The sequence below is a fragment of the Sphingomonas sp. TX0543 genome, assembly GCF_048565505.1.
GTDB lineage: Bacteria > Pseudomonadota > Alphaproteobacteria > Sphingomonadales > Sphingomonadaceae > Sphingomonas.
The window spans coordinates 2,042,583-2,057,742 of sequence record NZ_JBLZUS010000002.1; the positions used below are offsets into that span (position 1 = coordinate 2,042,583).

The following is a 15,160-nucleotide window of genomic DNA, read 5'->3' on the forward strand; positions in this document are numbered from 1 at the left end:
GGTGTCATAGGATTACCCGTCGATGCGTTCGTTAATCATTGCCTCCCTGCTCCTTTCGGCTGGCGCTGCCGCGCTGGCGCAGACTGCCCCGCGATCGGCGCCGGTGGATCAGGATCGCCCCGCGATCGGCGATTTCGGGGTCGACATGGCGGGGCGCGACACCGCCGTGCCGCCCGGCCGGGATTTCTATGATTATGCCAATGGCGATTGGCAGAAGGTAACGCAGATCCCGGCGGACCGCGCCTCCTTCGGCATGTTCCACAAGCTGCAGGATCTCTCGCAGCGGCGCATGCACGATCTGCTTGAGGAGGTGTCGAAGCAGCCGGGCAACAAGTCTGGCGATTTCTATGCCAGCTTCATGGACGAGGCGGCGGTGAACGCGAAGGGCGCGGCGCCGGTGAAGCCGTGGCTCGCCGCGATCAGGGCGACGACGGACAAGCGCGCGCTGGCGGTCGAGGCTGGGCGGATGCAGCGGTATGGCGTGGCGGATCTGTTCAACGTCGGCGTTGGTCAGGATGACAAGGCCCCTGACACCTATATCGTCAATCTGTCGCAGGGCGGGCTGGGGCTGCCGGACCGCGATTATTATCTGAAGGACGATCCCAAGCTGGCCGAGACGCGCGCCGCGTATCAGGCGTATCTCGCGCGGATGCTGACGCTGGCTGGCGAACCGGACGCGGAACAGCGGGCGGCGGCGGTGTTCGCGTTCGAGAAGGAGCTGGCGGCCGCGCACTGGACCCGGATCGAGAGCCGCGATGCGGACAAGACCTACAACAAAATCGCCTTCACCGATCTGGCGGCGCGCGCACCTGGGTTCGATTGGGCGGCGTTCGCCAGGGCGGCCGGCATGCCCCTCGGCGGCTATTATCTCATAGCCCAACCAACCGCCCTCACCAAGGAAGCTAAAGTTTGGGCGGCGACGCCGATCGCGGTGCTGAAGGACCATTTGATGCTCCGCACTCTGAGTAGCTATGCCCGTTTCCTGTCGATCGATTTCGATAAGACGCGTTTTGAGTTCTACGGTACCACCTTATCGGGCACGCCGGAGCAGCCCGCACGGTGGAAGCGCGCTAGCGATCTCATCAAGGATGAGTTGGGCGAGGATATCGGTCGCGCCTATGTCGCAAAGTACTTTCCGCCCGAGGCGAAGGCGGCGGCCGACGAACTGGTGAAGAATTTGATCGGCGCAATGGGTGAGCGGCTCCGTAAGCTCGAATGGATGGCGCCGGAAACAAAGCAGAAAGCGCTCGCCAAGCTCGCCACCTTCCGTCCCAAGATCGGTTATCCTGAAAAGTGGCGTGATTATTCAAAACTGGTCGTCAAGCGTGGCGATTTGTTTGGGAACGTGGCGCGGGCGAATGAATTCGATTTCCAGCGAGACCTTAACAAGATCGGCAATCGGGTTGACCGCGACGAATGGTTTATGACGCCGATGGAGATCAACGCCTATTACAATCCGCCGATGAACGAGATTGTCTTCCCGGCGGCAATTCTCCAGCCGCCATTCTTCGATCCGAAGGCAGATCCTGCAGTGAACTACGGCGCGATCGGCGCAGTGATCGGTCATGAGATCAGCCATGGTTTTGACGATCAAGGTCGCAAATACGATGCCAGCGGAAAGCTGACCGACTGGTGGACCGCCCAGGACGCCACGCGCTTCAATAGCTTCACGGACAAGCTTGTCGCGCAATATGACGCCTACGAACCGCTACCGGGTCAGCATATTCAGGGCGGTTTGACGCTAGGCGAGAATATCGCTGACCTTGCCGGGCTGACGATTGCGATAGACGCTTATCACGCAACGCTTGGTGGTAAAGCAGCATCGGTGATCGACGGCACGAGCGGCGATCAGCGATTCTATCTGGGCTGGGCTCAGGTGTGGCGGATCAAACAACGCGAGCCGGCGTTGCGGCAGGCGCTTCTTTCGGATCCGCACTCGCCAGGGCATTATCGGGTGCTCACGGTCCGCAACCTCGATCCTTGGTATGCCGCCTACGGTGCGAAGGCGGGCGACCGACTTTACCTTGCTCCCGAAGCGCGCGTTCGTATCTGGTGATCGTACTCGCTGTCCCCCCGTGCTTGACGTCTGGCGGGTGGCAAAGGATCACCCGCAGTCATGGCTCCTAAACCGCTTACCTTTTCTGCCGGATTTACCCCGGGCGCTTCATTTTTGATAGCGGTGGGGGCGGGCTTGTCCGCCGCATTGCTGGTGCTCTGGCTGGTGGGAAACAAGGTTTTTGCGGCCGGTTTCGGCGGCACAGCGATCGTGTTCGGCGGCGCTGCGATCGCGTGGCGTTCGCTGAGTCGGCCGCGTGAGGATCGCGTGAGCGAACTGGATTTGAGCCTCGTTCGAGCCGTTGTTCAGACGGCACAGGACGCGATCGCAATTACTGATCGCACCGGGCGGCTGGTATGCGCCAACGATCGCTACGAGGCGATGTTCGGCGGTTTTCCGACGCCGCCCGAATTGTCGCTAGGTGATTCCGGAACGTCAACGTTGATCGCTGCAGGCCGCATTGCTTGGCGCGACGGGCAGGCGCAGGTGGGTCAGCTGAGGCTAGACGAGCAACCGGTAAGCGCAGAAATCGCCCGCGCGGGCGATCAGCAGGATATGCTGATCTGGCGCTTCGTCCGCGCCGCGCACTCGGATCGAATAGATCGGCTGACGGGCGCACTCGCCGGCGATCTCGGTAATCGCCTCGGCGCTGCCGGGATAATGGCCGCGATGATCGCCGCAGACGGGCGGATCCTTTCGGCTAACCCCGTATTCCGGCATCGCGCACTGGGCAATGGCGAAGGCGGCGTTGACGGCCTGGATTTCGCGAGCTTCCTGATTACCGACAGCCGCGGGCTGGTGCGGTTTGAGCGCGAGGGCCTGGACGGAAACCCTCTTCGGCTTGTTCAGGTGCCGTTTGCAGAGAATGACGGCGGACCAATCCTGATCGCGATGCTCGATGACGAGGAACTGCCGGTGGCCGATGGCCCAACCGCGTCGAGTTATATTAGCACGCTGGTTTCTTTGATGCCGGTGGGAATAGCGCTGGTCGATCGAGAAGGGCGGTTCCTTCAGATGAACGCCGCCTTTACCCGGGCCGCAGGGATCGATCCGGCTGCGCCGCCGCTCTATCCTGGTGACCTAGTCGTGCGCGAGGACAAAGCGGCAGTGGCCGATGCGGTCCGCCGTTTCGCCAACGGCGCCGCCCAATCGAGTGACATGGCAGTACGGCTGCGGGATCATCCGGACGAGCCGATCGCGTTGACGATCGCCGGCGCGCGTGGCCTTGGCCCGGCGGCGGTGGTGCTCAGCCTAAAGGACAATAGCGAGGAATCACGACTGAAGCGCGAGGTCGCGCAGGCAACGAAGATGCAGGCGGTGGGCCAGCTGGCCGGCGGTGTCGCGCACGATTTCAACAACATCCTGACCGCGATCCTGGGTCATTGCGACCTGATGTTGATGCGCCATTCGCCCGGCGACAGCGATTATGACGATATCCAGCAGGTACGCAGTAATTCAAACCGCGCAGCTGGCTTGACGCGGCAGTTGCTTGCCTTTTCGCGCCAGCAGACGTTGCGCCCACAGATATTGCAGTTGCCGGACGTTGTTTCGGAAGTGTCAAATCTTTTGAAACGACTGCTCGGCGAGACTGTCACGCTAAACGTAAGCCATGGTCGTGATCTGGGGCCGGTGCGCGCCGACCCGGGGCAGCTTGAGCAGGTGGTGGTAAATCTCGCAGTAAACGCTCGCGATGCAATGCTCTCCCGCAATCCGCATGGTGGGGGGACGCTGACGATTCGAACCCGCGCCGCGACAATCGCCGAGGTGCGCGACCGCGGCGACATCATGCCTGCGGCCGATTATACTACGCTTGAGATCTCGGACACCGGCACCGGCATCCCGCCGGAGGTTCTGCCCAAGATATTCGAGCCATTTTTCACTACCAAGGAAATCGGCAAGGGCACCGGGCTGGGGCTCTCTACCGTTTACGGGATCGTCAAACAGTCTGGCGGCTATATCTTCGCGGACTCACGGCCGGGGCAGGGAGCGACGTTCACTATTTACCTGCCGGTCCATAACGCCGCGACGGTTGCACCGACACGCATTCCGACCCGGCCAAAGCAGACCGACCTGTGGGGCACGGGTACCGTGCTGCTTGTTGAGGACGAGGCGATGGTGCGCGCTGTTGCTGAACGGGCCCTTTCGCGTCAGGGCTACACTGTCATGAGCGCCGAGAATGGCGAGGCCGCACTCGAACTGCTCGAAACCTGCCAGGCGCCGGACCTGTTGATTTCAGACGTGGTGATGCCGACGATGGACGGGCCGACGATGGCGCGCAAAGTGCGGGATCGTTTCCCCACCCTTCCGATTCTCTTCATGTCGGGCTATGCTGAGGAACAGTTGCGCAAGTCGATCGACATCGGAAATGTCTCCTTCCTGCCCAAACCTTTTTCGGTGCAGCAACTCGCTGAAGCCGCTCGGGAGGCGTTGACGCAAGGGTGACGGGGTTGCGTCGCTGTCCTGGCTTGATATGGCGGTAGGATGGCCGACCGAGTCCTGATCGTAGAAGATGAACCGCTGATCGCGATGATGCTGGAGGATTTCGTCGATGCGCTTGGCCGGGTCTGTGCCGGAACGGCGGATTGTGGGTCAGACGCGCTATCTCTGCTTGCGGCCGGCGCTGTCGACTGCGCTATCCTCGACGTGAACTTGCGGGGCGGAGAGAAGAGCTGGGCGATCGCCGATGCTTTGGAAGCCGCCGACATTCCATTCGTGTTCGCAACCGGGGGCGGTAATGATTCGATCATCGATCGGCATCGCAATCGCCCGCAATTGATGAAGCCGTTCACGATGGACGGTGTGGAGCGGGCGCTCGACAAGCTTTGTGGCTGACGGGAAGGGTTGCGCAGGTGGTCGGCGCGGCCTAGCGCAACGCACATGACGCAACAGTTCGACAAGTCTCGCTTGCCAAGCCGGCATGTTTCGGTTGGTCCCGAGCGTGCTCCACATCGCAGTTATTATTATGCGATGGGTCTGAGCGAAGAGGAAATCGCGCGCCCGTTCGTCGCGCTCGCATCTGCCGGCAACGATAGCGCGCCGTGCAACACCACGCTCGATGCTCAGGCGGATGCTGCGCGTCGAGGGGTTGAGCAGGGGGGCGGGATGCCGCGCCGCTTCAACACCATCACCGTTACCGATGGGATCGCGATGGGGCACCAGGGCATGAAGTCCAGCCTCGTCAGCCGTGAGGTAATTGCTGATTCAGTCGAGCTCTCAGTGCGCGGCCATTGCTATGACGCGCTGGTCGGCTTCGCGGGATGCGACAAGTCCCTGCCGGGCATGATGATGGCGATGCTACGGCTCAATGTGCCGTCGATCTTCGTTTATGGCGGGTCAATACTGCCCGGCCGCTATCAAGGGCGGGACGTCACGGTAGTAGACGTGTTCGAGGTGGTCGGAAAATACGCCGCGCACGCCTGCCCGATAGAGGAAGTTCACGCGCTCGAGAAAGTTGCCTGCCCCGGTCATGGCGCCTGCGGCGGCCAGTATACTGCCAACACTATGGCCTGCGTGGGCGAAGCGATCGGTCTCTCGTTGCCCAACAGCAATATGGTTCCGGCGCCCTACACCTCGCGAGAGCAGATCGCGGTGGCCGCTGGCGCGCAAGTGATGGAACTGTTGGCGCGAAACATCCGGCCGCGAGACATTTGCACACGTCAGGCTTTCGAAAATGCGGCGCGCATCGTCGCGGCGACAGGTGGCTCGACTAATGGCGCGCTTCACTTGCCTGCGATGGCGCATGAGGCGGGGATCAAGTTCGACCTGTTCGATGTGGCCGAGATATTCAAGACAACACCTTACTGCGCAGATCTGAAGCCCGGTGGTAGGTATGTCGCCAAGGACATGTATGAGGCCGGAGGCGTTTACATGCTTATGAAGACGCTGTTGGCAGAAGGGCTGCTTCATGGCGACTGCCTCACCGTCACGGGGAGCACGCTTGGTGAGAACATTGACAAGGTAACGTGGAACCCAGCGCAGAAAGTGATCTACGAGGCCAGATCGCCAATCACGCCGACCGGCGGCGTAGTGGGGCTGAAGGGCAGCCTTGCCCCCGAGGGCGCGATCGTGAAAGTCGCAGGGATGCACCGACTGCAATTTGAAGGGCCGGCGCGCTGCTTCGATTGCGAGGAGGATGCGTTCCGCGCGGTCGAAAATCGTGCGATCCACGAGGGTGAAGTTGTGGTGATCCGTTACGAGGGGCCGAAGGGCGGCCCGGGAATGCGGGAGATGCTTTCCACCACCGCAGCGCTCTATGGCCTTGGCATGGGGGAGAAGGTGGCCCTCATCACAGACGGCCGCTTCTCTGGCGCGACGCGTGGCTTCTGCATTGGTCATGTCGGGCCGGAAGCGGCTGAATGCGGGCCGATCGCGCTGGTCGAGGACGGCGATACGATCCGCATCGATGCCGAGGCGGGCACGATCGATCTGCTGGTGGACGAGGCAGTGCTTGAGGCGCGTCGCGCTAAATGGACGCCGCCTGTCAACGATTACGGATCCGGCGCCTTGTGGCGCTATGCGCAAAATGTAGGCCCCGCCCGTAACGGTGCGGTGACACATCCTGGTGCGGCCGCCGAGCGGCATGTTTACGCGGATATCTGAACCCGTCTTAGCCGTTGTCGTGTGCGCAATGGTAGCGGCCGGGGCGCTTGCCGGATGTGAGGCGCGTGAGCGCGATCCGGGTGCTGCCGCGAAGGTGGGACAACGTAAGTTTGGCGGGCGCGGGGGCAACGTTGAATGCGCAACCGGCGATGCGGCAACCTTTTCGCGATCCTGCTCGCTTGATCAAACCGAAACGGCTCGCGGGCTGGTGCTAACGGTACACCACGGAGATGGCGGTTTTCGCCGTTTGCTGGTGACGAAGGACGGCCGAGGGGTAGTGCCGGCCGACGGCGCGGCAGGTGCGCATGTATCGATTATCGGCACGAACGAGATCGAAGTGGCGATAGATGGTGATCGATATCGGTTGCCCGCAGTTGTCGGTACTCGCTAATGATTATGCTCGACAACGAACCAATTCTCACTGCGTCCGCGATGAGTGCGGCCGAGCAAAGCGTGATCGCGAGCGGAACGAGTGTGGAGGTCCTGATGGACCGGGCCGGCAAGGCAGTGGCAGAGCAAATCCGCCGGCTTGCGGGCGATCAGGAAGTGCTGGTTCTGTGCGGGCCCGGCAATAACGGCGGGGATGGCTATGTGGCCGCGCGCGCGTTGGCGGAGGTCGGTCATCCGGTGCGCGTCGCGGCAACACATGAACCGCGCGGTAAGGCGGCCATGGCTGCTCGGCGTGGTTGGGCCGGCGCGATCGAGACGGCAGACGAGGCGCATGCCGCTCCGGTGCTCCTGGACGCTCTGTTCGGCACAGGTCTGACGCGGGGCCTGGATCAAAGCGCAACTGCGGCGCTATCGCGGCTTGCCGGGGCGGCACGACTGGTGATCGCCGTCGATTTACCTAGCGGCGCCTCCGCCGACGACGGGCGGTTGCTGTCGCATGTGCCCGATTATGATCTGACGTTGGCACTTGGTGCGCTAAAACCCGCCCATCTGTTGATCCCGGCGAGTGCCACATCGCGCAATGTGACAGTGCTCGATATCGGCGTGCCGGTAGCAAGCGACGTGGCCGTGCTAGCTCGCCCGAAATTATCCGTGCCATCGGCGGAGGCGCACAAATATAGCCGAGGTATGGTCGCAATTGTCGCGGGCACGATGCCCGGTGCGGCGGCACTTGCAGCGACGGCAGCGGCGAGTGGGGGCGCCGGTTATGTGATGCTGCTGGGTGGTGGGACCGATCGTATGCCGCATGCCGTCGTAAGGCGCCGGTTCGATACTCATCTGATCAACGACGGGCGGATCGGTGCGCTGCTGATTGGCCCAGGTCTCGGGCGGGACGACCGCGCGAGGGAAAAACTTGCCAGCGCACTCGCCTCCGATCGGCCGCTCGTTATCGATGGCGATGCATTGCACCTGGTATCGGCCGCAGAGCTTTTCGCGCGTGTTGCACCGACGATCTTGACGCCGCATCAGGGCGAGTTCGACGCGCTGTTCGGTAGAAGCGATGCCGGCAAGATTGAACGCGCTCGTGATGCTGCGAGGGCGACCGGCGCAGTGGTCGTCTTCAAGGGCGCGGACACAGTGATCGCTAGGCCAGATGGTACAGTGCGCGTGGCTGCCGCCGCCCCTTCGTGGCTTTCGACCGCAGGAACAGGTGATGTGCTTGCGGGGCTTGTCACTGCGCGAATAGCAGTTAGTGGCGACGCCTTCCTCGGAGCTGGAGAAGCGGTGTGGCTCCAGGCAGAGGCGGCGCGGCGCGCGGGCGCGGCTTTTGTTGCTGATGATCTGGCGCGGTATTTGTCGGAAGCCGTATCAACATGTCTTTAAACGAAATCGTCCGTATCGCTGCCCGTGGCGACGGTGTGACAGCGGACGGCAGACATGCGGCTTTCGCAGCGCCGGGCGATACGCTCAACCCTGACGGGACGATCACACCAGGAAGCCATCGCGCTACGCCGCCATGCCGCCATTTTCCGGCTTGCGGGGGATGCCAACTCCAGCATCTCGATGATGTCAGCTGGGCAGCGTATATTACGGATAGAGTGGAATCTGCACTTGCCGCGCAAGGACTCGCAACAGAAATCCGTCCGCCAGCGCTTTCCCCGCCACGTACCCGCCGGCGGGCGACGCTGCATTGGGAGCCAGCGGGGCGAATCGGTTTCACCGGCGAGAAGAGTCACGCAATCATCGATCTCGCCGAATGCCACGTCCTTGTGCCCGAACTGTTCACGATCATCGCGCCGCTCAAGCGCCTGCTGGGAAGATTGCGGATAAAACGAAGGCTTGATGTGCATCTGACGCTCGCCGATCAGGGCGTAGACATATTGATTTCCGGGATGCTTCCCGAAGGGCTGGAAGCCGCCGAAGCTATTACGGCTTTCGCTGAGCAGCACTCACTTGCCCGATTTGCATTCGACGAGGGCTTTGGCCCTGAGGTGCGGTGGGAGCCGGTCGGCGTCACCATCACCCTTGGCGGTGCTCCCGTACCACTGCCGTGTGCCGCCTTCCTCCAGGCGACGCGCGAGGGCGAAGCGGCGCTGGTGGCCGCGGTAAACGAAACAGTGAAGGATTCGCCGACCATAGCGGATCTATTCGCGGGGCTTGGAACGTTCGCGCTGGCGCTGCCGGCGAAGGTATATGCGGCCGAAGGCGCGCGTGAGGCAATTCTGTCGCTGAAAGCGGCTGCGGCGCGAGCGGGACGGCCAGTATTCGTCGAGCACCGCGATCTTTATCGCCGTCCGGTTACGACCGCCGAACTAAATCGCTTCTCTGCAGTGGTGATCGATCCGCCGCGTGCCGGCGCCCGCGAACAGGCCGAGGCGCTGGCCGGCAGCGATGTGCCCGTAATCGGCTATGTTTCATGTAATCCCAGCAGTTTCGCCCGCGATGCGAAAGTGCTGATTGGCGGGGGTTACAAGCTCGAATGGGTGCAGCCGGTAGGGCAATTCCGCTGGTCCACGCATGTCGAACTGGCGGCGAACTTCAGTCGCAGGAATAGTCCGCCCCGATGAAGTAAAGGCCGTCGGGCGGCGCATTGTAGCCGAGCGCCGTTCGGTCGCGCGCCTCCAGCGCGGCGGTTACGTCCTCCGGCGTCCATTTTCGCTGGCCGACAAGCGCTAGGCAACCGACCATCGAGCGCACCTGATGGTGGAGGAAAGAGCGGGCCGAGGCGAGCACCGCAATACGCTCGCCCTTCGCGATCACTTCCAGTCGGTCTAGCGTGCGAACAGGGCTGTCTGCTTGGCAATGTGCGGAGCGGAAGGTGGTGAAGTCATGGCGCCCGGTGAGACGTACCGCGGCCGCACGCATCGCTTCCGCGTCGAGTTGGGTAGCCACCCGCCAAGCGAGCCCGCGTTCGAAGGTGAGCGGGGGGCGGCGCTGGATTATCACGTAGCGATAATAGCGGCGGATGCAGGAGAAACGGGCGTGCCAATCGTCCGGCACCTCCTGCGCGGCCAGCACCGCGACCGGCGCGGGACGCACGCGCGAGTTCAGCGCCTCCATCAGCCGGAACGCGGTGAGCGGCTTCGCGATATCGACATGCGCGCGCATCGCGGTGGCATGTACCCCGGCATCGGTGCGCCCGGCGGCATGCACCACCGCTTCCTCGCCGGTGATCGCGAAGACAGCCTCTTCGAGCACCTGCTGCACACTGGGGCCGTGCGCCTGGCGTTGCCAGCCCATGAAGGGGCGACCGTCGAATTCGATCGTCAGCGCAAAGCGGGTCATAGCCGGGTGCCCGGCGCCATCGGGAAGCCGCGCATCAACTCCTCCGCGGCCATCACCCCGCGCCCGGCGCGCTGCACGACGGTCGGCCGGATCGCGCCGGACAGGCAGGCGATGGTCGGGCGCCCGTCCAGCACCACGCCCGGCGCCCCGCTCGCTTCCGCCTCGACGGCGGCGGCCAGCACGCGAACGCGCTCGCCATTCGCCTCGAACCACGCGCCGGGCGGATTGAACGCACGGACCTGTCGCTCGACCGCCGCCGCATCGAGGGCGAAATCGAGCCGTGTTTCCTCCTTGGCGATCTTGGCGGCATAGGTGACGCCGTCTTCCGGCTGCGGGACCGGAGGATGGGCGATCGGATCGGCCAGCACCCGCACCATCAGGCGCGCGCCCAGCGCCGCCAGCTCCTCGGCCAGTTCGCCCGCCGTCTTGCCGGCAATCGACGTGCGGCCTTCCAGCCGCACCGGGCCGGTATCCAGCCCGGCCTCCATCTGCATGATCCCGACGCCGGTTTCAGTGTCTCCGGCAAGGATCGCGCGCTGGATCGGCGCTGCCCCGCGCCAGCGCGGCAGCAGCGAGCCGTGCACGTTCAGGCAGCCGAGTCGCGGCGCCTCCAGCACGGCGCGCGGCAGGATAAGGCCATAAGCCGCGACCACGGCGACGTCCGCATCCAGCGCGGTGAACGCCGACTGTTCCCCGGGCAACTTGAGGCTGACGGGCGTTCGCACGGGAATTCCATATCCCTCCGCACGCCGCTGCACCGGCGATGGCACCAGTTCGCGTCCGCGCCGCCCGCCCGGGCGCGGCGGCTGGCTGTATGCCGCAACGATATCATGCCCGGCGTCCACGAGCGCATCGAGCGTCGGCACCGCGAAGGCGGGCGTTCCCATGAAGATGATCCGCATCCCGCGCTCTCGACACGCTGGCGGCGCGCGACGCAACCCCCTATCTGTTCCGCTTATGGCATCGCAGGAGATCGAGGCGCTGACGAGCGCGCTGGCGCGGCTTCCCGGCCTGGGGCCGCGTTCCGCGCGCCGCGCCGTGCTGCATCTGGTGAAAAAGCGCGAGACGGCGCTGATCCCGCTGCTCGCGGCGTTGACGCAGGTTGAGGAGCGGCTCGCGACCTGCGCGATATGCGGCAATGTCGATACGACCGACCCGTGCGCGATCTGCGCCGATCCGCGCCGCGATGCGCGTTCGCTGTGCGTGGTGGAGGAGGTGGCCGATCTGTGGGCGCTGGAACGATCGCGGCTGTTCCCGGGGCGTTTCCACGTGCTGGGCGGGCGGCTATCCGCGCTGGAAGGGGTGCGCCCGGAGGATCTGTCGATCGAATCGTTGCTCCGCCGGATCGAGGCGGGCGGCGTTGACGAGGTGGTGCTGGCGATGAACGCCACGCTGGAGGGGCAGACGACCGCGCATTATCTTGCCGAGCGGATCGAGCGGATGCCCGTCCGCGTCACGCAGCTTGCGCATGGCCTGCCGGTGGGGGGCGAGCTGGACTATCTGGACGAAGGAACGCTGGCGCAGGCGCTGCGCGCGCGACGCCCGGTCGCTTGACGCTCGCGGTTCGCGCTCCTAGCTCACGCTCATGTCTGTGCTGTCCATCGTCGAAATCCCCGATCCCCGCCTGCGTCTCGTCTGCGAGCCCGTGGAGGCGGTGGACGATGAGGTGCGCGCGCTCGTTTCCGATATGTTCGAGACGATGTATGCCGCGCACGGCATCGGCCTTGCCGCAAGCCAGGTCGGCGTGATCCGCCGTGTCATGGTGGTGGACCTGCAGGAGCGGGAGACCGAGGAGGAGGACGCCAAGCCCGAGGCGAAGCGCGAACCGCGCGCGTTCATCAATCCCGAGATCCTGTGGGTGAGCGAAGAAATCTCCACCTACAGCGAGGGGTGCCTTTCGATCCCGGAGCAATATGCCGAGGTCGAGCGGCCCGCGCGCTGCCGCGTGAAGTGGCTGGACGAGAACGGCGCCGCGCATGAGGACGAGTTCCACGGCCTGATGGCGACGTGCGTCCAGCACGAGATCGATCACCTGAACGGCGTGCTCTTCATCGATCATATCTCGCGCCTGAAGCGCCAGATGCTGCTCAAGAAGCTCGACAAGGCGCGCAAGACCGCCGCGTGATACTTGAGCGGCGCGTCATGCTCGCCTAAGTCGCGGGGATGACATCGACCAACGACATCCGCCGCGCGTTCCTGGACTATTTCGGCAGCAACGGCCACCAGATCGTGCCATCCGCGCCGCTGGTGCCGCAGAACGACCCGACGCTGATGTTCGTTAACGCGGGCATGGTGCCGTTCAAGAACGTGTTCACCGGGCTGGAGACGCGCCCCTATTCCACCGCGACCTCTTCGCAGAAATGCGTGCGCGCAGGGGGCAAGCACAACGATCTCGACAACGTCGGCTATACCGCGCGGCACCACACGTTCTTCGAGATGCTGGGGAATTTCTCCTTCGGCGATTATTTCAAGGAACAGGCGATCACCCACGCCTGGACGTTGCTGACCAGGGATTTCGGCCTGCCGGCCGAGCGCCTGCTGGTGACCGTCTATCATACCGACGATCAGGCTTTCGAGCTGTGGAGGAAGATCGCCGGGCTGCCCGATCACAAGATCATCCGCATCCCCACGAAGGACAATTTCTGGGCGATGGGCTCCGACGGCCCGTGCGGCCCGTGTTCCGAGATCTTCTACGATCATGGCGATCACATTCCCGGCGGCCCGCCCGGTTCGCCGGACGAGGACGGTGACCGCTTCGTCGAGATCTGGAACCTCGTCTTCATGCAGTTCGTGCAGGAGGCGGACCAGATCATCGGGGATCTGCCGAAGCCCTCGATCGACACCGGCATGGGGCTGGAGCGCATCGCGGCCGTGATGCAGGGCGTCCACGACAATTACGACACCGATACGTTCAAGGCGCTGATCGCAGCGTCCGGCGCGCTGACCCATACCGCCACCGACGGAGACGCGACCGCGAGCCATCGGGTGATCGCGGACCACCTCCGCTGTTCGGGCTTCCTGGTGGCGGATGGCGTGCTCCCCGCGAACGAGGGGCGCGGTTACGTGCTGCGCCGGATCATGCGGCGCGCGATGCGGCACGCGCACCTGCTCGGTGCGAAAGACCCGCTGATGCATCGGCTGGTGCCGGCGCTGGTGGCCGAAATGGGCGCGGCCTATCCCGAACTGGTGCGCGCGCAGCCGCTGATCGAGGCGACCTTGCAGCAGGAGGAAACACGTTTCCGCCAGACGCTCGACAAGGGGCTGAAACTGCTCGACGAAGCGACGGCGGGGATGAAACCGGGCGACGTGCTGGCGGGCGAGACGGCGTTCCGCCTCTATGACACCTACGGCTTCCCCTATGACCTGACGGAAGACGCGCTTCGTGCGCAGGATCTGGCGGTGGATCGTGCCGGGTTCGACAGTGCGATGGCCGAGCAGAAACGCGCCGCGCGCGCCGCGTGGAAGGGGTCCGGCGCCAAGGCATCGGATGAGCTGTGGTTCGATCTCGCCGAGGAACTGGGCGCGACGGAGTTCACCGGCTATGCGAACGACACCGGCGAAGGCGTTGTTCTGGCACTGATAAAGGATGGGGCGCGTGTCGATCGTGCGCGCGCGGGCGATGCGGTGGATATCATCGTCAACCAGACGCCTTTCTACGGCGAGAGTGGCGGCCAGGTCGGCGATACAGGAACGATAGCGGGCGAGCGCGGCTTCGGCGCGCGCGTTTCAGATACCTCGAAGCAGCTCGGCAAGCTGTTCGTCCATCATGCGACGGTCGACGCGGGTGAGGTCAAGATCGGCGATCCGGTGAAGCTGGCGATCGACGTGCGCCGCCGCGCGGCCATCCGCGCCAACCACTCCGCGACGCATCTGCTGCACGAGGCGCTGCGCCAGCGGCTCGGTACGCATGTGGCCCAGAAAGGATCGCTCGTCGCGCCCGACCGGCTCCGTTTCGACGTGTCGCACCCGGTGGCGATGACCGCGGCCGAAATCGCCGATGCCGAGGCGCAGGTGAACGCGATGATCCGCCAGAACGGCAGCGTCACCACCCGGCTGATGACGCCGGACGACGCGATCGCGATGGGAGCGATGGCGCTGTTCGGCGAGAAATACGGCGACGAGGTGCGGGTCGTGTCGATGGGCACCGATGAAGGCGACAAGATCTATTCGCTCGAGCTGTGCGGCGGCACGCATGTCAACGCGCTGGGCGATATCGGCTTGCTCAAGGTGATCAGCGAAGGCGCGGTTTCGTCCGGCGTTCGCCGTGTCGAGGCGCTGACCGGCGAGGCCGCGCGCGCCTGGTTCGTGCAGCGCGACGAGAAGCTGCGCGAGACGGCGTCCGCGCTGAAGACCACGCCGGACGAGGTGCCCGCGCGCGTCGCATCGCTGCTGGAGGACCGCAAGCGACTCGAACGCGAACTGGCGGAGGCGAAAAAGGCGCTCGCGATCGGTGGCGGTTCGGGCCCGGCCGCGCAGGCGCAGGAAATCGGCGGTGTCGCCTTCATCGGGCAGGTGCTCGACGGGTTCGAGGCCAAGGGATTACGTGGCGCAGTCGACGAGGCGAAGCAGCGGCTAGGCTCCGGTATCGCGGTGCTGGTCGCGATCAACGACGGGCGGGCATCGGTCGCCGTCGGGGTAAGCGATGATCTTGTGGCGCGGTTCAGCGCGGTCGAACTGGTGAAGCGCGCCGTCGCGGCGCTGGGCGGGCAGGGTGGCGGTGGCCGGCCCGATATGGCGCAGGGCGGTGGCCCCGATGCGGATAAGGCCGACGAGGCCGTCGCGGCGGTTCGCGCCGCGCTCGACGAGGCCCGCGCCGCTGTCTGAACGAAT

At 64.4% G+C, this 15,160-nt stretch carries 11 protein-coding genes; 9 read left to right on the plus strand and 2 right to left on the minus strand.

The genetic code is table 11. The annotated features are described in order from the left end of the window. The first annotated feature begins 22 nt into the window (after positions 1–22). The 6 genes from ACM61V_RS10395 to ACM61V_RS10420 all read left to right on the plus strand — a co-directional run bounded on the left by ACM61V_RS10395 (position 23) and on the right by ACM61V_RS10420 (position 9,612). The gene (locus ACM61V_RS10395) at positions 23–2,056 is read left to right on the plus strand and encodes a M13 family metallopeptidase (protein WP_137785979.1); all 2,034 of its coding nucleotides are present in this window, start codon (positions 23–25) and stop codon (positions 2,054–2,056) included. A 60-nt stretch (positions 2,057–2,116) separates the two neighbouring features. Further along, complete coding sequence (locus tag ACM61V_RS10400; protein ID WP_137785980.1) at positions 2,117–4,498, plus strand: response regulator; 2,382 nt, start codon at positions 2,117–2,119, stop codon at positions 4,496–4,498. 39 nt (positions 4,499–4,537) lie between these two features. Further along, positions 4,538–4,888 (plus strand): response regulator, encoded by a 351-nt coding sequence (locus ACM61V_RS10405; RefSeq protein WP_137785981.1) that lies wholly within the window; start codon positions 4,538–4,540, stop codon positions 4,886–4,888. A 45-nt stretch (positions 4,889–4,933) separates the two neighbouring features. Then, the gene (ilvD, locus tag ACM61V_RS10410) at positions 4,934–6,655 is read left to right on the plus strand and encodes a dihydroxy-acid dehydratase (protein ID WP_137785982.1); all 1,722 of its coding nucleotides are present in this window, start codon (positions 4,934–4,936) and stop codon (positions 6,653–6,655) included. Positions 6,656–7,051: 396 nt separating this feature from the next. Beyond that, on the plus strand, positions 7,052–8,428 hold the full coding sequence (locus tag ACM61V_RS10415) for an NAD(P)H-hydrate dehydratase (protein ID WP_349290317.1): 1,377 nt from the start codon (positions 7,052–7,054) through the stop codon (positions 8,426–8,428). Then, positions 8,419–9,612 (plus strand): class I SAM-dependent RNA methyltransferase, encoded by a 1,194-nt coding sequence (locus tag ACM61V_RS10420; protein ID WP_137785984.1) that lies wholly within the window; start codon positions 8,419–8,421, stop codon positions 9,610–9,612. The genes ACM61V_RS10415 and ACM61V_RS10420 overlap by 10 nt, the downstream gene beginning before the upstream one ends. Here the strand turns inward: ACM61V_RS10420 and truA are convergent. Together truA and fmt are read right to left on the minus strand one after the other, a co-directional pair. Next, positions 9,584–10,330 (minus strand): tRNA pseudouridine(38-40) synthase TruA, encoded by a 747-nt coding sequence (gene truA / locus ACM61V_RS10425; protein ID WP_137785985.1) that lies wholly within the window; start codon positions 10,328–10,330, stop codon positions 9,584–9,586. The genes ACM61V_RS10420 and truA overlap by 29 nt on opposite strands. Further along, a complete protein-coding gene (gene fmt, locus ACM61V_RS10430) occupies positions 10,327–11,232 on the minus strand; it encodes a methionyl-tRNA formyltransferase (RefSeq protein ID WP_137785986.1) in 906 nt (301 codons plus the stop codon). The genes truA and fmt overlap by 4 nt, the downstream gene beginning before the upstream one ends. Positions 11,233–11,287: 55 nt before the next feature. Between fmt and recR the strand changes: the two genes are divergently transcribed. Genes recR through alaS form a run of 3 tightly spaced genes read left to right on the plus strand, consistent with a single transcriptional unit; the run spans position 11,288 to position 15,154 of the window. Then, positions 11,288–11,884 carry a recombination mediator RecR gene (gene recR, locus ACM61V_RS10435; RefSeq protein WP_137786227.1) on the plus strand — a complete coding sequence of 199 codons (597 nt, stop codon included), beginning with the start codon at positions 11,288–11,290 and terminating at the stop codon, positions 11,882–11,884. Positions 11,885–11,915: 31 nt separating this feature from the next. Further along, a complete protein-coding gene (gene def / locus ACM61V_RS10440) occupies positions 11,916–12,455 on the plus strand; it encodes a peptide deformylase (RefSeq protein ID WP_137785987.1) in 540 nt (179 codons plus the stop codon). A 38-nt stretch (positions 12,456–12,493) separates the two neighbouring features. Continuing rightward, the gene (alaS, locus tag ACM61V_RS10445; protein ID WP_137785988.1) at positions 12,494–15,154 is read left to right on the plus strand and encodes an alanine--tRNA ligase; all 2,661 of its coding nucleotides are present in this window, start codon (positions 12,494–12,496) and stop codon (positions 15,152–15,154) included. Positions 15,155–15,160: the final 6 nt, after the last annotated feature.